Raw genomic sequence first — 18,099 nt, forward strand, 5'->3', positions numbered from 1 at the left:
TCTAATGAAGATTTGTTTTTTGATTCCTGACGGAGTCGGTATTCGTAATTATTTGTATTCAGACCTTCTTTTGATTCTTCATCAAAGAGGCCATGAAGTAGTGATTTGGCATGCTTTGGATCAAAAAGTTATAGAGCTTGCTTCCAAGATTAATAGATTTACTCCCCATCAAGCAACTTTTACTTCTTACCCGGAAGATTTCATTATTCAGCTTTTACGGGAAAGTACCTCCTATGCCCGACTGAAGCACAATCAACAAATAACCGAGAATCCTACGATCATGCTCAACTGGCATGAAAAGAAAGGATCCTTTAAGCGAAAAGCGTTAATCTGGTTTTCCGAGAAAATAGGAAAAAGGATTAAAGGATATCAAAGCCTCGTTGCAACGGAGGGGATTTATTTTGCCAGACTACGAAAAACTGAAGCCTATCAGAAGTACAAATCCCAATTAAAAGAAATCAATCCGGATGTGCTTTTTTGTACGCATCAGCGGTATCCGGGAGCAGCATATGCCCTTGCTGCAGGAGAAGATTTAGGGGTCACAACGATGACCGCGATTTTTTCTTGGGATAATCTTCCAAAGGCACGACTTCCGATTCGGGCAAAATTCTATACAGTATGGTCAAACCACATGGCCGAAGAACTCAAATTTTATTACCCCGAGCTTAAAGAAAATCAAGTTCTGATTACGGGTACTCCACAATTTGATTTTTACAAGAATGAGGATTCTATCATTTCAAGGGAGGATTTTGCCGCTCAGTTTGGATTGGATGCTTCAAAGCATTGGGTTTGCTTTTCAGGTTGTGATTCCAAAACCTCTCCTTATGATTCGGATTATTTGGAAGATGTCGCAAATGCATTAAAAGGGCAAAAGGACATTCAGTTGATATTTCGCCAAGTCCCCGTAGAGACCGTAGATCGGTATCAAAATGTATTAAATCGCCATCCTGAAATCATACATCTTAATCCCATGTGGAATAAGGGGACATATTGGAACCAATTTTTTCCTTATCCGGAGGATATCGATCATTTGGTCAACCTCAGCTACCATTGTGCAACCGTCGTGAATATCGGAAGTACGATGGCACTTGACTTTAGTTGGTTTGATAGTCCGGGATTATACCTGAATTACGACCATAAGGAAGGACAAGAATGGACTGTGAAGGACATTTATCAATTTCAGCACTTTAGATCCATGGGCAATTGGGACGCCGTAGTTTGGGCAAATTCAAGTTCTGAAATTTTAAAGAAGATAAGGCTGATCATTGATCAACCTGAATCTGTAGCAAAAGACAGGAAACTTTGGCTGGATAAAATCATCGAGCCTGATCTCCAAGTAACTGCATCAGAAAAATTGGCTGAAGCCATAATTTCCGCCAAAAAAGCAGGTTAAACTGACTGAGTAATGCACATCTGTTTTCTTTCTCCTGAATTTCCGCGCAAGGGTGCCACTCACGGTGGAATTGGGACTTTTCTTCTCACATTTTCCAAAAAGCTCATTGAAAATGGTCATCAGGTAACTGTTGCCGGAATCAATGGAGGGAAATTGATCGATGAGCAAATAGACGGGGTCAGGGTAGTAACCTTTCCGGCCAGCAAAGCAAAGCTGATAGGTTGGTGGAGGAATTTTTCGGTGATTTCAGATTTTATTGATCAGACACATGAAGGCCATCCCATAGATATAGTGGAAGGATCTGAACTTACACTGGCATTTCTCAGGAAAAATCCAGCCATAAAGTATCTTATCCGACTCCATGGAGGCCACCACTTTTTTGCCGAGGGTGAAAAAAGGGGAGTCAACAAATGGAAGGGGTTTCAGGAAAAGAAGTCTTTTCAGAAAGCAGATGGCTTTGTTGCAGTTTCTGATTATGTCAAAACACATACCGAGACCTACCTTTCATATCATAGCAAGCCAATTGAGGTAATCAATTATCCGATTTCCTTTGATAAGTTTTACCCTGCTGATCCCGAGAAGACCATCCCTTTTCGTTTAGTTTTTGCCGGTACTGTTTGTGAAAAAAAAGGAATACGTCAGTTAATTGCGGCTCTTCCGATCGTTGCAGAGAAATTCCCAAAGATTCACTTGGAAGTCTATGGCAGAGACTGGCTGTTTCCTGACGGAAGATCCTACATCGGTTTTCTGAAGGAATCCATTTCTGAAGAGATTCTCAATAGGGTTCAATTCCATGGAGCTGTCAGCCATGACAGTTTACCAGGATTCTATGAGCAGGCAGAAATTTGCATTTTCCCATCGCATATGGAGACACAAGGTCTGGTTGCACCTGAAGCAATGGCTATGGAGAAGCCGGTTATTTTTTCTGAACTAGGTCCAGGCAAGGAAACAATCGATCACGGTGTCAACGGTTGGCTATGTAATCCCCATAGTCCGGAAAGTATCGCAGCCGTTATCATCGAAGCTCTGAATGCGAAGGACAGATTTAATGAAATCGGAAAATCGGCCAGAAAGAAAGCCTTGGAAAAATTTGATCCTGACCGGATGACCGCAAAAAACCTGGAGTTTTACCAAAAGATTCTCAATTCTTAAATGCACCTTTTAGTGATTGGACATGTGGTCCATAAACTTAAGGATGGAAAGTTTTTTGCCTATGGTCCTTATGTGAGAGAGATGAATTTATGGTTTAGTCATGTGGATTGTGTGACTATTTTGTCCCCCCTCGACCTGAGTCAAAAACCCGATCCTATTGACCTGCCTTATAATCACTCTGCTTTGAGTCTCGAGGAAGTGCCAGAGTTTAGTGTTCTTTCAATTAAAGAAATTCTTGGGACGTTTCTTAAGTTTCCTGTTTTGTGGACAAGAACATGGAAAGCCATGAAAAATGCAGATCATATCCACCTCCGGTGTCCTGGCAATATGGGACTGTTGGGGGCAATGGTTCAGATCTTTTTCCCTAACAAAATCAAATCAGCGAAATATGCAGGGAATTGGGACCGTTCCAGTGTCCAGCCCTTTACCTACCGACTTCAACAAAAAATCCTGAGCAATCCATTCCTGACTAAAAAAATGCAAGTCTTAGTCTATGGGGAATGGCCCAATGAGAGTCTGAACATCCGGCCTTTTTTTACAGCTTCCTATTCTGAAAATGAAAAAGAGGACATCGTACTAAAAAAGCTTAATCCTGAAGAAGATATCAATTTGATTTTTGTCGGGGGACTCAATTCAGGAAAGCAACCCATGATTTCTGCCGAAGTCGCCAAGGAATTAAAAAATTCGGGAAAAAAAGTAAGATTAGATTTTTATGGAGAGGGGCCCGAACGAAATAAACTTGAATCATTCGCGAAAGAAAATGATCTGCAAGATTCCGTTTTCATTCACGGTAATGTGTCTGCCGAGGTTGTAAAGAAAGCTTTCCAACAAGCTCATTTTCTGATTTTTATATCCCAAAGTGAAGGCTGGCCCAAAGTGGTGGCAGAAGCCATGTTTTGGGGATGCTTGCCAATCACAACGGCAGTTTCCTGCGTTCCTCAAATGCTTGGTTTTGGAGAAAGGGGTGATTTGGTTACGGGTAAAGTAGATGAGGTTATCAACTCCATAAATAAGTACTGGGATCAACCTGATTTGTATTCCCAAAAAGTGTTGGCCGCTGCTAATTGGTCCCGGCAGTATACGTTGGAAAAGTTTGAGCAGGAAATTCAGTCGGTGTTGCTAAATAGATGAGTAAGGATAACCTAAAAATCCTTCAATTAATAGATACACTGGATACCGGTGGTGCTGAGCGAATGGCTGTAAACATGGCCAATGCTTTTTTTGAAGCGGGTATTTCCAATTTACTGGTAGTCAGTAGAAGTAATGGTAAACTTCATCACCTGGTTAATAATAAATCCTCCTTAAGACTTCTTGGAAAGCGAAACACCTTGGATTTCAAGGCTTTTAAATCGCTCATTTCAATTTTGGACGAATTTAATCCGGATATTCTTCATGCCCATGGCACTTCGGTTTATTGGGGAGTAGGTATTAAATTCCTAAGACCAGGGGTCAAACTCATCTGGCATGATCATTTGGGAATATCTGAGGAAGTGATCCAAAAGAATCCTCGAAATGAATTGTCTTGGATTGGTTCCAAAATTGATTTCGTCCTCACAGCCAATGAATCCACCAAATCCTATTGGGAGCAGAAAAAGCTTGTAAAAAGTGAAAGGATTGCCTTCTTAGCTAATTTTCCAAGTCTTTCCAAAGTTGAAAAAAATAAACCTTCCATTTTTACTTTTCTGCATTTGGCTAATTTCAGAAGCGAAAAGGGTCAGGTAAACCTGATTAAAGCAGCTGGAATTCTGGATAAAAAAGGACTTGATTTTAGAGTTCGGCTAATTGGGAAAGAGGTGGATTCTATCTGGAAGAAAAGGGTCTTGGAGTTGAGAAAAGAATTGGAACTTGAGGAAAAAGTAAGTGTGGAAGATTCCGTCATGGATGTCTCCAATGTCCTTTCAGAAGTTCATTCAGGAATTGTTGCTTCAGATAGGGAAGGACTTCCAGTAGCCCTTTTGGAATATGGGTTAGCTGATTTGGCGGTTATTTCTACCCAAGTTGGTCAGTGTCCGGAAGTTTTGGGCCATGGGGAATTCGGTAAATTGGTGCCTTCAGAAAATCCTGAATCTTTAGCGTTGGAAATGGAGAGATTTATTACCAATCCTCAAGATGCTCTTAAATTGGGAGAAGATTTTGGTAAGCATGTTTCAAAAAACTACGGTTCAGCTCAGTTTCTTTCAGGTTATGTGAAACTTGTTGATGAACTTTTTAACTTAAAAAAGAGCGAAAATTGATCAAGCAGCTGATATTAAATAAGTATCCCCTTATTTGGATTCTCTTCCATATAGCTTTGGGGCTATCAGCAACTTTTTCTCCAATTCCGGTTATTGTTTGGTTTTATCTGGTGATTATCACTTCGTTAGGTTTAATCCTGAAGCGTTCCGAATCTCCATTTATTCTGATCGGGATATTGCTTTACTTGATTTCTTTTGAGCTTTTGGCTCGAATGGCCAGGACGTCTCCTTTCATTCCTTACGAACTAGGCAAATATCTACTTTGTGCCGGGATGATTTGGGGGATTTTAAAGTACAAAACTGGAGGAAAGGAAGGTTGGATCATGTTGCTCTGCCTTGTGCCCGCCATTTTTATAGATGTAACAGGGCAAGTTGTTAGTTCTGATTTGGTTTTCAATATTTTGGGTCCGGTCAATGTAGCCTTGGTTATTGTCTTTTTTTACAAACAGCAGGTAACTACTCGTCAATTGAGCCATTTGCTTCGGATGATCGTGTATCCTATGCTAGGTGTCTTGGGATACACCATTATCAAATCTCCGGACTTCAAGGAGGTTGAATTTGCACTTGGTGCTAATGTGGATTGGAGTGGTGGTTTTGGTTCGAATCAAGTTTCCACCTTGTTCGGTTTAGGGGCTTTTTTCATGTTTATCCTGATGATTAACCGATGGAAATTTTCAGGATACGTCCTAATTGATGCTCTTGTCCTTTTTGCATTTTCCTTCCAAGGACTACTAACCTTTTCAAGAGGAGGAATGCTTGGGGCGGTTCTGGGTATTATGGTTGTATTGTTTTTTTTACGGGGAGCCTCTCTACTGGATCGAAAAAAATACAAGCTTCCCAAAATCGGAAAGTATGTTTTGCCAGCGATTCTGGTTGCGGTTGTTGCTTATTTGGCGGTAGATGAAATCACAGGTGGGATGCTAAGTCTAAGATACCAGGGAGAAACCATGGGAACTCTGGAGGGAAGCAAAGTCAAATCCCTGAATTCGGTGACAACGGGAAGATTTGAGATATTCGAGGGTGACATTAATCTTTGGACTGAACATTTTTTTCTCGGTGTTGGAGCTGGTGCCTCTAGGTTCATCAGGGAAACCATGACTGGAACGGTTGCGCACGTCGAACTCAGTCGGCTTTTGGCTGAACATGGTTTGTTGGGATTGATTTACTTCTTGATTTTATGCCGTCTTGGTTTTCAGTTATTCAAATCCAATCCGAACCCTTTGATTAGAGGAATCCTTATGGCGCTTTTTGTTGTGGCGATGTATACCACTTTTCATGCTGCGATGAGGACTTTCGTAACTCCAGCACTCATAGGGCTCAGTCTTCTCAGTGTAAAACTCACTGAAAAGAAAAAACCAGTGCAACAGGTAAGCCCCCGAGCAAAAGTTGAAACTCTTGTTTAATATGATTTTCAATTTCTCAGATCAATGAAGTTGAATCCATTTTTTCTGGAAAATATCCTTCTTCCTCTCGGGGATACGATTTTGGGTTCCTCTTTCATATCCAGCCTTAAATCCTGGAGGGAGATTTTTGGAAGAAATACCTCCGAAATTGAAAAATTGCAGGCAGCAAAGCTCAGGAAGTTACTCGAATTCGCAGGGAAGAACTCACCTTATTATCGGCTTCAGAATATTCCAAGTCACAGAGATCCCTACGTTTGGTTGAAATCCTTTCCTGTTTTGCCTAAAAGGACCTTCCGGGAAAATCTTGAATATATACTTACCCAACCGGTAGACGGAAAATTAACCGCCGTAATGTCATCCGGGTCCACAGGACCTCCTTCCAAAGTATATTTTTCCAAAGCTGAACTCTCCAGCACCCGCGCTCTGCAGATTATTTGGTGGGAGTGGGCTGGGTATCGTTTTGGAAATTCCCTACTCCAGACTGGAGTAAACATGAAGCGGTCTAGGGAAAAAGCGATCAAAGATAAGCTATTGAATACCCGGTATATTGATGCCATGAGTCATTCGGAGGCTCAGATTTTGGAGGAATTAAACTTACTCAGAAAAGAACCAAGAGACCATTTTGTGGCTTACGCATCGAGCCTTTACCTGTTTGCAAAAACAGCCTTGGCTCATGAGATACGCGATGTGAAATTTCGTTCTGCAATTTCACTTGGAGAAAAACTACTTCCTCAATTCAGAGAGGCAATTGAAAAAGCTTTTTCATGCAAAGTCTATGATACTTATGGAGCATCAGAAGGATTTTTGATAGCCTCTCAATGCCATGAAGGGAAATACCATCTGATGACCCCACATGTAGTGGTTGAGATTCTGGATGAAAAAAGCAAGGAGGTGCAACCCGGACAAACTGGACGTGTTGTATTGACGGGTCTGGATAATTTTACTACCCCGATGATCCGCTATGAAGTGGGGGATTTAGCGGTCAAAGGAAAACCTGGAACCTGTTCCTGTGGTCTGGAGTTGCCGGTTTTGGATGAGATCATCGGAAGATTAACCGAGTTTTTGCTTACCCCTTCCGGCAAATTCATTACTGTTCAGACTGTGGTTAGGGTATTGAAACACTTTCCTGAAATTGAACAATTCAAGGTGATCCAGAAAGAATTTGATTTATATAGGCTTATTTATATTTCCCCTAAAAATCAATTGGATGTGAGGGAAGAGGGAGTCCAAAGGATGTTTGAGGAAGTTTTTGGTGAACCGCTTCGTTTTGAATTTGAAAAGGTCACGGAACTTCCTAAAGCTAAAACTGGTAAGTTTCAATTAATTGAAAATCAATACAGACCGATTTGATGCTAAAGCAACTCCGGAAACTCCGGTCTCAATCCATAGACATGCTGTTGTTTTATTTTCCTTATGGGGAGAAAAATGAGCAGGTGACCAACAATTGGAAAATAGAATTTGATGGAAACTCGAATGAATATCGAATTCAAGACGGAGATGTTTTGGTTCACCGCAGTCGGGTTTTTTTTAGTAGCCGCCTTCTTAGCAATTTTCATATCGGCGGTCCTTTGATCACCATTGGCGATTGTTTTACTGACGACCGCTATCGGGGAATGGGAATTTACCCTATGGTTTTACGCAAGATTGCGAATGAATATTGCATGAAAACCCAAGTATTCATCTTGGTGGCTTCGGATAACGTTCCATCCATTCGGGGTATAGAAAAAGCAGGTTTTCAGTTTATGGCAAGGCTTACTTGTTTTAGGTTTTTGATTTTTTACCTCAAGAAAAACGTGTCGATTATCCGAAGATGATCAAGGCCTGTAAGGCGGTATTCTTGCTTGAAGGAAAAGTCCTTGACCTTCAAAATGTAGTTGACTCACGGGTGGAATGGACCGAGGAGGGATGTTCTTTTCGATTTGAAGCAAAGGAAGATTTTACCATTTCTGAATTTTTCATTGACATTGAGTTTGTGGACCAGATTGTGCTTTGGCGCTATTTGGATTACACTTGGAAAAGGCCAGGGAATGATCGGTTGGTTGCCAACGTCCATAGCCCCAAAATCTTAAAATTGCAATCCGGACTTAATGTGGCAGCCACAGGCACCTCCGGTTGCTGGGAATATCAGCCAGGTTCAGGACATCTTCGGTGGTTTTTTTACCATCCCATGCTAAGTCCCACGATGGTTTACGACCAAATCGACCAAAGAATCTTTTTGAGAAAACAGCAAATCACAAAGGGTACTGTAATCAATAACGGCTTGATTGCCGGTAAAGGAAAAGCTGAAGAATGGGCGAGAACACCTTTGGGATTTGTACCTGTGGTATGCTTTACTGACCATTCGGATTTTGACACCAAAGCCAATCTGGAAGTTCAACGGGCACTTTTTTCTTCCTTGGGGATAAAGGTTACTAAAGGATTTTTTCTTTACGATTATACCCACAAGGCCGCTAATGCGAGCTTTGAATCAGAGGAATCGCGGCAAGAACTCATCGATTGGGATAATGAAGGGAATGAATTGGCCTATCATGCACTAAGCCAAAGCTATCGGGGCAATAAAAGTGAAGATGAATTCAAGACTTTTGAAAGCCCAAAAGAAATTAATCCCGTTACCTGTTACATAGATCACGGTTTTCATCCCTACAACTATACCAAACAAAAACTTGGAGAATGGAATTCTTGGTATACTCATATGTCCGAAAAAGGTATTCGATTGATTTGGAACTATTTGGATGCAGGAGAAGGCAACCTATACACAGTTAACCAGTTGAACCCACACGGGTTTACTTTGAATTGCCTGAAGAAATCTTCCCAATATTTCAATTCCAAAGGGAAAAAAAGAAGTCCAAAAAATGAACTGCGGAATTTTTTGATGTATGGTGTTCCGGAGGATATTTTGAGGACTTCCAAATTTCTAAAAGGCAGCCTTGGAGCAGTCAAATCAAAACCCGGATTTAAGTCCATAAGAGGATTAGCAGGTGATTTGACCTCATTGGCAAAAAGGCTATTAAGCCCAAAAACAATTAAAGAAATCAATAAAAGGAGAATTGAAATCTTTGAAATAAATCGATTTGGGACTGTTTTTTTTAAGGCTTGTAATCAAAAGGAGACTGACATTCAGGTTTTTCAAACCCTTTCTGTAAGAGATTTTGATATTGTTTTTTCAGAAGAAGCTTTGAATCGCCTCCAGGATGAATCGGGCTTGATGATCGCACATACGTACTTTGCCTACACGGGAGAAAATCACGAAGGAAGGCTTTTTAAAGGTGATTCTGATGATCTTAGGGAAGAAGCAAAAGCCGGACTGGAACGGTTGGGTGAAAAGATTCAAAAAGGTCAAATTTGGAATCCCAAGATTTCTGAACTGGCTGGATTTTTTAAAAAATTTGAATCGATTACTTACATCAAAGAAGGAGAAGATTTGAAAATCTCTTGCTTCGATGGAATCAAAAGAAGTATCGAATGAGTGAAATTCAATGGCTTGTAACCAAGGAACCCGTCTGGCTTGCCAAATGGGATGAACTTCAAATCAACCAGGAATCCGGCATGTTCACTCAGACCTCGACTTGGTTGAATTCGTATGAGGCCTATGGATTTGATTTTGAGTTGCTACTTGGAATGGATGAAAAGGAAGAGATTTTGACTGGTTTTGGAAGTTTGATTGTAAAGGCAGGACCATTTAAGATCTATAATTGCCCTTGGGGACCCTGGTCCAAAACCAATGAACTGTTCGATTTGGCTACTGATGCCTTTCTTAAGAGAGCCAAGGAAATTGGAGCTTTTGCCTGTCAGCTCAATCCCTCACTTTATGATAGTTCAAATTCCACCCACCATTCTCTTCAATCAAAGGGTTTCCAAAAGGGGAACCTTCTGAACAAAATCTATTCTCCGATTCATTTCAACCTAATCCATTTGCCGCAAGTGAGCAATGCTGACCTGGAATCCCAACTCCTGAAGGGGTTTTCAGAAAATGCGCGAAGAAATATAAAATCCGGATTGAAGAATGAAGTGGACATGAAACCTGCCCAAACTCCTGAAGAAGTCCGCTTGGCCTATACTTGTTTTGAGCAAAATGCAGCAAGAGAAGGATATAAAATAAGGGACTGGAATGATTTAGGCCCCTCCTTGACAGCTTCAGTTTTAAATGGCAATGCTTTGGTTTTTTTGGCTCTTCATGAAGCAAAAACAGTTGGAGCAATATGGGTGGCAAAGGGAGGCCGCATGCTTTCCTATATAATGGGAGGGGTGGAGCGAACTGAAAAGGACTTGAAAGTAGGCCATCTTTTGCAGTGGAGATGTATTCAAAAAGCCGCCGAACTTGGGTATTCCCGATACAATATTTCAGTGGGTGGAAGTGATGGAGTTGTTCGTTTTAAGAGTAGCTTTTATCCTCAGGAACTCAGTGCGGTTGGACCCTCTTACCACGTGCTTTCTCCCATTAAATATCAAATTTTTAAATCCGGATATTCCTTCCTTGAGAAAAACAAAAAACTGGCCGTCAAATTCCTGAAGCTGATTCGGTGAAAATCCTTTATTTCTATCAGTATTATGCCACACCCAAAGGTTCTTGGGGTACCCGGGTCCATGAATTTGCTCAGGAGTGGGCCAAGCAAGGGCATCAAGTGCAAGTGGTCACTTCGATTTATTCCAAATCTGACTTGAAGGCAAAAAGATTCATCGAGCATCAGAATTTTGAAGGAGTGGATGTGACCATCATCAATGTTCGAATTGACAACAAACAGCCTTTTCTCAAAAGAATCTACACGTTTTTAGCTTATGCTGTTTGCTCAGTTTGGTTTGCATTGACCGCAAAAGCCGATGTGGTGATTGCTTCTTCAGGCCCGATCACTGTAGGAATTCCCGGACTTGTCGCCCGCTATTTACGTGGGAAAAAGCTGATTTTCGAAGCCCGTGACCTTTGGCCCGAGGGAGCAATTGAACTGGGATTGATCAAAAACCAATTCTTCCAAAAAATAGCTTATGCCCTGGAGGCCAGATGTTATAAGGCTTCTTCATTGGTCGTGGCACTTTCCATTGGAATGAAGCAAAACATTGAACGGAGATTTCCTGGCACTCGGGTGATTGATGTCACCAATGCTGCCAACATCCCGCTCTTTTCCCAAACCGCTGCTTTTGAAGGGCGAGGATTATTGGTGCCGAGGAAATATGCCATATACACTGGAAATATCGGTCAAGTGAATAACTCCCTCTGGCTTTTGGAAGCTGCAAAGGTTCTTCAGGCGAAAGGTCGAACTGACTTGAAAATTCTGCTGGTAGGAGAGGGACAACAACGGGAACTGATTGATGCGGAAATCCAAAAACAAAACCTTCAAACGCTTGTCATCTGGGGTTTAATGCCCAAAAAAAACCTTGTTGGACTAATCCAGAATGCCATGGTTTCTTTGGTGCCACTAAAGGGAACCCCGGTTTTGGATACTTCTTCACCAAATAAATTTTTTGAGTCCCTTGCAGCAGGTGTGCCGGTGATTCAAAACACCCAAGGTTGGATGAAGGATTTTTTAATCCAGCATGAGGTTGGTTTTACTCTGGACCCAAATGATCCTGTTCAACTGGCTCAAAAAATCATTGATCTGGACACGCAGCAGGATAAATTGGAAGAAATGGGCACAAGGGCAAAAGTCCTTGCAGCCCAATTATTTGACAAGGACTACCTAGCCCAAAAAATGCTCGACGGAATAACCCAAGCCATTCAGTGAAAATTCTCATTACTGGAGGAACCGGATTCTTAGGAAAGATCCTCGTCCATGAGCTTAAAAAGTCCCATGAGGTTATTTCATTGGGACGGGGTTCATTAAATCAAATCTCATACGACCTCTCCAAGGAAATTCCTGCCATTCCTCAGGTTGATATGATCATTCACGCTGCTGGGAAGGCTCATGTCATCCCCAAGTCTGAGGCGCAGAAAAAGGAATTCTTTGAGGTCAACCTTGCGGGCACAGCAAACCTCTTGAAAGGAATTTCCAATGTTCCTCGCTCTTTAGTTTTTATAAGCACGGTGGCTGTTTACGGGTTGGAGAAAGGTGAAGAAATAGCAGAAAACAGCCCTCTCCTTGGGGAAACACCTTATGCTAAAAGCAAACTGGAAGCAGAAAATCTGGTAAGGGAGTGGGGCGTAACTAATCGGGTAAACATCCTGATTTTAAGACTTCCTCTTATCGTCGGGCCAAATCCTCCAGGCAACCTTGGGGCAATGGTAAGTGCCCTCAAGAAAGGTTATTACAGAAGAATGGGCGAGGGCTCTGCCCGGAAATCCATGGTTCTGGCCGAAGATATTGCCAAGGCGTTGCCGGATTGGATGGGTCTATCCGGAACTTATAATCTCACAGATGGGATTCATCCCAGCATGGCCCAATTGGATGTTGCCTTGGCGGGAAAACTGGGAAAAACTGTAAAAACATTGCCTCTTTGGCCGCTTAAAACTTTGGCTAAAATCGGGGATTTGATTCCGGGATTCCCACTCAATTCCTACCGATTGGATAAACTTTCACATTCACTGACTTTTTCAGATCAAAAGGCACAAGTGGAACTGAAATGGTCTCCAAGATCAGTATTGGAAAATTTTGATCCGTCCATATGAGAATCCTTTTTTTAGGTGAGACGTATCGGGCAGATGCCCAAACCTGGATTAAGGGAATTGAAAAGGCTTCAGGGATTAAGCTGGAAACGAAGGAACTGCCCAAAACCGGTGGCCGTGCAGCACGAATAATCAAAGCTTTTGGTTTTCTGCTTTCCTTAGGCCTATCCAAAAAGCAATACGATATCACCCTTGCAGAGCGAGCCACTAGCTATGGATTTTTCAGTTTGCTGGTCAAATCAAAAGTCCGAATAGTGGCCCAGCAGGGAATTTCGGATGCTTTTCCGGAAACAGGTTTTGCAGGCTGGTATAAGCGAATTCTTCAACGTGCCATTTATACCCGAGCAGATTTGATCCATGCCTGGGGATATGTTATGACTTATGCCATGCTCGAGTCAGGTGCTGCTCCTTCCCGGATTTTGGTGAAACCCAAAGGACTCAATTTGAATCTCTTTAGGTATTTTTCAGAAAGATCAGAGGCTTTTATCACAGCCGTAGTCACACGCAGTCTCTACGATATTTACCGCCATCATGAAATTTTGGAGGCTTTGGCAATTCTCCGAAAAAAAGGGATCATCGTCCATTGTATTATGATCGGAGATGGAGCAGAAAAGGAAAAATTAATCGATCAGACATCATCCTTGGGCTTGGGAGATCAAGTTCATTGGATGGGAAGAGTTCCCAACGATGAGTTGCCATTACAACTTGCAAAAGCACAGCTTTACATCGCAATTCCCGAAACAGAAGGAGTCTCAGCTTCTCTTTTTGAGGCCATGGCTTGCGGCTGTTTCCCTATTGTTACTGATTTACCAGCAAACAGAGCATTTATTACCAGTGGTCAAAACGGGTTATTGGTCCAAGTAGGGAATCCCCAGGATCTTGCTCAAAAAATTGAACTTTACACCGCTAACCCTTCCAGATTTTCTCCTTTCCTTCAATCGAATCGAAAATTCATCGAGAAGAACTGTAATCTTGAAGTGAACATGAAGGAATTCTATTTAACCTATCAAAAGCTTATAAACCAAAAATAAATCATGTGCGGAATCGCAGGATTTTGGAATAAAAACAACCACAAAGCTGAGTTAAACCGCTTGGTGACCATGAGGGATTCGATGTTTCACAGAGGACCGGATGCCGGTGGGGAATATTTGGACGAAGATGTGGCTTTTGGGCACCGAAGACTTTCTATTTTGGACCTAAGTCCCGGTGCCAACCAGCCTTTTCTCTCTCCGTGTGGAAACTATGTACTCCTGTTCAACGGTGAAATTTTCAATTATCAGGACTTTTATCCGGAACTGAAGTCCAAAGGATACCAGTTCCGAACCACCTCTGATACTGAGGTTTTGCTTTTCTTGCTAATGGAGCATGGAATGAAAGTTTTACCCAGACTTAACGGTTTTTTTGCATTTGCTTTTTGGGAAAGGGAAAATCGCAAAATGACCTTGGTAAAGGATAGATATGGAGTGAAGCCACTTTTTTGGGCTGAAACTTCTGAAGGATTGGCTTTTGCCTCAGAGCCAAAAGCATTTTTTGCCTGGGGAATGGATAAGAAAATCAATACTTCCAATTTGGACGAACTTTTTTTCTATCGGCATGTCAGTGGGGAAAACACTGTTTTTGAAGGAGTCAATCGTATGCTTCCAGGACATTATCAAGTTTGGACTGATGGTGTTAAGCTGGAAAAAACAGTAAGGTGGTATCATCTAGGTGAGGAATCAGCTGGTTTTCCCCAAATCGCTGATCCAAAAACCTGGTATGAAGAGACTTTTTTGGACGCAGTCCGCTTACGGATGATCTCCGATGTTCCTGTGGGGACAATGCTTAGCGGAGGTTTGGACAGCAGTAGTATTCTTTATGCACAGCATCATTTGGGTTATAAAGGACTTAGCTCATGGAATCTTAAATTTCCGGGGTTTGAAAAAGATGAGTCTCATCTAGCCAGCCGCCTGAGTTCCGACTATGGCATAGAATACAACGGCCATGAATTTGTAGGGGAAAATTTGGCCGACTTATTAAGTGAATCGATTCGCGTAAACGATGAGCCTCTGATGCACTTCACCGACGGGGTATTGCTGGGATTGTCAAAAAAAGCAAAACAAAAGGTGACTGTTCTCCTTACAGGGGAAGGCGCAGATGAAGTCATGGCTGGATATGTCAGACACAAAGTTTTCGGAAATGCAATGCGGTATGAATTATTGAAGCTATTGCGGTATGTTCCTGAAAAGTGGTTGAAACAGGAGCGATTGAAGAAAATGCAACGATACCTTTCGGTCAATAACCCTGACTTTCAATTGCTTTCCAATGCCAATGAACTGTACCTAAGTGATTTTAAGAAACTAGGATTGGAATCTTTGAATCTATTGCCGGAGTACCGGGTAAAAATGCTCGAAGAAGCTAAGCAGTTCTTTCCCAATAACAGACTTCGACAATTGCTTTACCTGGAGTTGCATACTCACCTTTGCTCGCTCAATGATAAAAATGATCGGACTACTATGGGTGCATCGATTGAGTGTAGAGAACCTTTTTTGGATTACCGCTTGGTTACTGGTATTACAAGTTTGCCAGATTCCTATTTTTCCACTTCAGGTAAGGGTAAATGGCTTTCAATGAATACGATTGGAAAGAAACTTCCAGACTACATCCAAAATCATGAAAAAATTGGTCTGGCCATTCCTTGGGGTAACTATTTTCTTGAAAACCCTGTTTTTAGAGATCATTTGGAATCCATGCATCAAAGCCCGCTTTTCCAGATGGGATGGTTGGTGTATCTTGATGTGAAGAAAATAGTTTCCGATTTCAAGGCTGATCCCATTCGTAACTATCCGATCATGCGGCTCCTGTTCTTTAATTCGTATTGGTATAAGACGGTTTTTACCTCCTCATGATTTTATCTTACCTCATTGTATTTCTACTTCTGATGCTGGTCGGTCTGATCTATCTCAGACTGGCTATCAAATTCGGGATAGTAGACAAACCTAACCACAGAAGCTCTCATTCCAGTGTCACTGTCAGGGGAGGGGGAATTTTGTTTCCTTTTGCAGTTATTTTCTGGTGGATGGCTTTCGACTTCCTTCATACCTGGATGGTATTGGGGTTGGTTTGGATCGCGACCGTCAGTTTGTTGGACGACATGTATACACTTTCCCGAAAACTGAGATTCGGAGTTCAGTTTTTGGCTTTGAGTATGGCATTTTATGATTTGGGAGTTTTTGAGCGGATGGATTGGATGGCCTTACCTATGTTGTATTTTGTCAGTCTGGGGATCATCAATGCCATTAATTTCATGGACGGAATCAATGGAATATCAGGTCTTTACGCTCTTGTGTTCTTTGGGAGTATGTTAGCTGTCCAAGAGTACATGCCCATTTTTGAAGAAAGTTTGATCCGATATGTTATCCTTTCTGTCTTGGTATTTCTTTTTTTCAATCTGAGGAAGAACGCCCTGATGTTTGCCGGTGATATCGGAAGTATTTCCATTGCGTATTTAATGATCTATTTTCTGGTCCAATGGTATATGGTAGGTCACAGTTGGACGATAATCCTATTTTTGATGATCTATGGAATTGATGTCTTTCTAACCATGGCTCAGAGGCTTAAAAACAAAGAAAATATTACTCAACCTCACCGAAGTCACCTATACCAGCTCCTGGTCAATCAATCAAAATGTGATCATGTTACTATAGCTTTGATTTATGCACTCCTTCAAGGGGTGGTGAATTTGGGACTTTTTATTTTTCCTCAAACCCTTCCGAATTCCTTTTTGGCCAGCGCAATATTATTGGCATCCATGCTTGTTTATCTCATTATTAAGTCCGGGATTCGAAAAAAATATCAACTCATCTGATGCTACAAGTAGAAATTCTGTCTATTCCCAATTTTTACTCCTCGTACTATCTTCTTGGTTTTAATAATTCCTTCAAGCTTAAATACTCACCGGAGAAGGAATTTGAAAAGTTCAATAATAGAGGATTTATAATTTTCAGATGTGAAGGTAAAATCGGAGTAATCGACAACCATGATCCGGTAGGGGTGAATCAGGAACTATACCAAGTGGCTGATTTGTATTTTGCGACCAACAAACTTTTGGACCAAGACTCCTATAATCAACCGAAAGTCAAGCCGCTTTTTCCGCATTATCCTGTGAATATCCTACCCTTATATTTGAGATTTTTTGGGTTTGACTTGATTCGAAAACTCTCCCCAAAAGATCTTGCGAGAGAGATTTATGTACTGAGATCCCGGCCTAAATTTGTTAGGGAAGGAGATAGGTATAAGCATGGCAATTATGTTTTCTTCTCAGGAAGTACTTGGAAAAAAGAACCTTGGGCTAACAAAATAAGAGCAGAATTCATAAGAGCGTGCAAGCAGCATCCCGAAATTGAGTTTGAGGGAGGTTTTATTCCCAGGTCTGACGGAGATAACTTTGGCTTCGATGATGAACTCAATAAGGTAAAATATCCTCCAAAGAAGTTTTCAGAATTAAGTGCGAAATCCTTGGTTTCCCTGAATAACCCTGCGGTGTTGGGGGCAGTAAGTTGGAGACTTGCAGAATATTGGAACTTCAGTTCATTTGTGCTCTCTTTTCCTTTTGCAATCGACCTTCCGGTCTTTCCTATACATGAAGAGAACATCCATTTTATAGACAATTCAACTGAATATAAATCTGTTCTTGACAAAGTCCTCCATAACCCTGAATATCATGAGCAAGTATCAAAAGGGGGAAAGGCTTATTTTGATAAATATTGTACTCCCGAAGCCCAAGCAAAATACGTCATTGAATCCCTTATAAATGGAATTCCCAAGGGCATGGTTGGATAATCTCCAACCTGATTAGTAAATCTCCCTTTCCTCTGCAGAGGAAAAAGTTTTCCTAAAAATTAACTTCAATTGATGCCGCTTTTAGCGGCATTTTTTTTACCCAACCAAAGAGAATTATTAGTCCTCGGCAATAACAAAAAAAAGGCCCCCGGATTCCGGAAGCCTTTTACATTGGCTTGCGCCAGATTTAAAACTTAACACTTCACAAAAATCGAATAAATTTTTCCTCTAATAAATACCCTATATAGGGTATTTTTTGAAAGTTTTAAGAAGTTAGTAGAGCTATTTTTAAATCAAACTCCAATAAGTATGTCAATTTGAAAACTTTTCCTTTTTTAATTTTTTCTCGGACTTCTAATTTCAAAAAATAAATTTTCTTAAAACTTCTTTGCTTTTAATTAAAAAATAAATGCTTCAATTTTCAGTTTTTTTAACCTTTTTGGAAAATAACGGACTCGTTTAGGCACACGTATTGCCCTAAAGTCGGTCTATTTTGTTTACTTT

General features: G+C 41.2%; 15 protein-coding genes. All 15 read left to right on the forward strand.

Translation table 11 applies throughout. The features are described from left to right. Positions 1-4 precede the first annotated feature (4 nt). From D0X99_RS19385 to D0X99_RS19455, 15 genes are read left to right on the forward strand one after another with little or no spacing between them, the layout of a single operon-like run. The gene (locus D0X99_RS19385) at positions 5-1,393 is read left to right on the forward strand and encodes a hypothetical protein (protein WP_119479531.1); all 1,389 of its coding nucleotides are present in this window, start codon (positions 5-7) and stop codon (positions 1,391-1,393) included. Between the two features lie 12 nt (positions 1,394-1,405). Further along, the gene (locus D0X99_RS19390) at positions 1,406-2,545 is read left to right on the forward strand and encodes a glycosyltransferase family 4 protein (RefSeq protein ID WP_119479532.1); all 1,140 of its coding nucleotides are present in this window, start codon (positions 1,406-1,408) and stop codon (positions 2,543-2,545) included. Further along, complete coding sequence (locus D0X99_RS19395; RefSeq protein WP_119479533.1) at positions 2,546-3,676, forward strand: glycosyltransferase family 4 protein; 1,131 nt, start codon at positions 2,546-2,548, stop codon at positions 3,674-3,676. Next, positions 3,673-4,779 (forward strand): glycosyltransferase family 4 protein, encoded by a 1,107-nt coding sequence (locus D0X99_RS19400; RefSeq protein ID WP_119479534.1) that lies wholly within the window; start codon positions 3,673-3,675, stop codon positions 4,777-4,779. The genes D0X99_RS19395 and D0X99_RS19400 overlap by 4 nt, the downstream gene beginning before the upstream one ends. 56 nt (positions 4,780-4,835) lie before the next feature. Further along, complete coding sequence (locus tag D0X99_RS19405; RefSeq protein WP_147392272.1) at positions 4,836-6,182, forward strand: O-antigen ligase family protein; 1,347 nt, start codon at positions 4,836-4,838, stop codon at positions 6,180-6,182. 24 nt (positions 6,183-6,206) lie between these two features. Next, positions 6,207-7,532 carry a phenylacetate--CoA ligase family protein gene (locus tag D0X99_RS19410; RefSeq protein ID WP_119479536.1) on the forward strand — a complete coding sequence of 442 codons (1,326 nt, stop codon included), beginning with the start codon at positions 6,207-6,209 and terminating at the stop codon, positions 7,530-7,532. Beyond that, positions 7,532-7,996, forward strand: coding sequence for a hypothetical protein (locus tag D0X99_RS19415; protein WP_119479537.1), 465 nt, complete (start codon positions 7,532-7,534; stop codon positions 7,994-7,996). The genes D0X99_RS19410 and D0X99_RS19415 overlap by 1 nt, the downstream gene beginning before the upstream one ends. Further along, entirely contained in the window at positions 7,993-9,648 is a 1,656-nt protein-coding gene (locus tag D0X99_RS19420) for a hypothetical protein (protein WP_119479538.1), read from the forward strand. Before D0X99_RS19415 ends, D0X99_RS19420 begins: the two co-directional genes overlap by 4 nt. Beyond that, on the forward strand, positions 9,645-10,706 hold the full coding sequence (locus tag D0X99_RS19425; protein WP_119479539.1) for a lipid II:glycine glycyltransferase FemX: 1,062 nt from the start codon (positions 9,645-9,647) through the stop codon (positions 10,704-10,706). Before D0X99_RS19420 ends, D0X99_RS19425 begins: the two co-directional genes overlap by 4 nt. Next, on the forward strand, positions 10,703-11,899 hold the full coding sequence (locus tag D0X99_RS19430) for a glycosyltransferase family 4 protein (RefSeq protein ID WP_119479540.1): 1,197 nt from the start codon (positions 10,703-10,705) through the stop codon (positions 11,897-11,899). The genes D0X99_RS19425 and D0X99_RS19430 overlap by 4 nt, the downstream gene beginning before the upstream one ends. Beyond that, complete coding sequence (locus D0X99_RS19435) at positions 11,896-12,780, forward strand: NAD-dependent epimerase/dehydratase family protein (RefSeq protein ID WP_119479541.1); 885 nt, start codon at positions 11,896-11,898, stop codon at positions 12,778-12,780. The genes D0X99_RS19430 and D0X99_RS19435 overlap by 4 nt, the downstream gene beginning before the upstream one ends. After that, the gene (locus D0X99_RS19440; RefSeq protein ID WP_119479542.1) at positions 12,777-13,808 is read left to right on the forward strand and encodes a glycosyltransferase; all 1,032 of its coding nucleotides are present in this window, start codon (positions 12,777-12,779) and stop codon (positions 13,806-13,808) included. Before D0X99_RS19435 ends, D0X99_RS19440 begins: the two co-directional genes overlap by 4 nt. 3 nt (positions 13,809-13,811) lie before the next feature. After that, positions 13,812-15,662, forward strand: a complete 1,851-nt coding sequence (gene asnB / locus D0X99_RS19445) for an asparagine synthase (glutamine-hydrolyzing) (RefSeq protein WP_119479543.1) — start codon at positions 13,812-13,814, stop codon at positions 15,660-15,662. Beyond that, complete coding sequence (locus tag D0X99_RS19450; RefSeq protein WP_119479544.1) at positions 15,659-16,621, forward strand: MraY family glycosyltransferase; 963 nt, start codon at positions 15,659-15,661, stop codon at positions 16,619-16,621. Before asnB ends, D0X99_RS19450 begins: the two co-directional genes overlap by 4 nt. Then, positions 16,621-17,595: a hypothetical protein gene (locus tag D0X99_RS19455; RefSeq protein WP_119479545.1), complete on the forward strand. Its 975-nt coding sequence runs from the start codon at positions 16,621-16,623 to the stop codon at positions 17,593-17,595. The genes D0X99_RS19450 and D0X99_RS19455 overlap by 1 nt, the downstream gene beginning before the upstream one ends. Positions 17,596-18,099: the final 504 nt, after the last annotated feature.

It is taken from the genome of Algoriphagus lacus (genome assembly GCF_003583985.1).
Lineage (GTDB): Bacteria > Bacteroidota > Bacteroidia > Cytophagales > Cyclobacteriaceae > Algoriphagus > Algoriphagus lacus.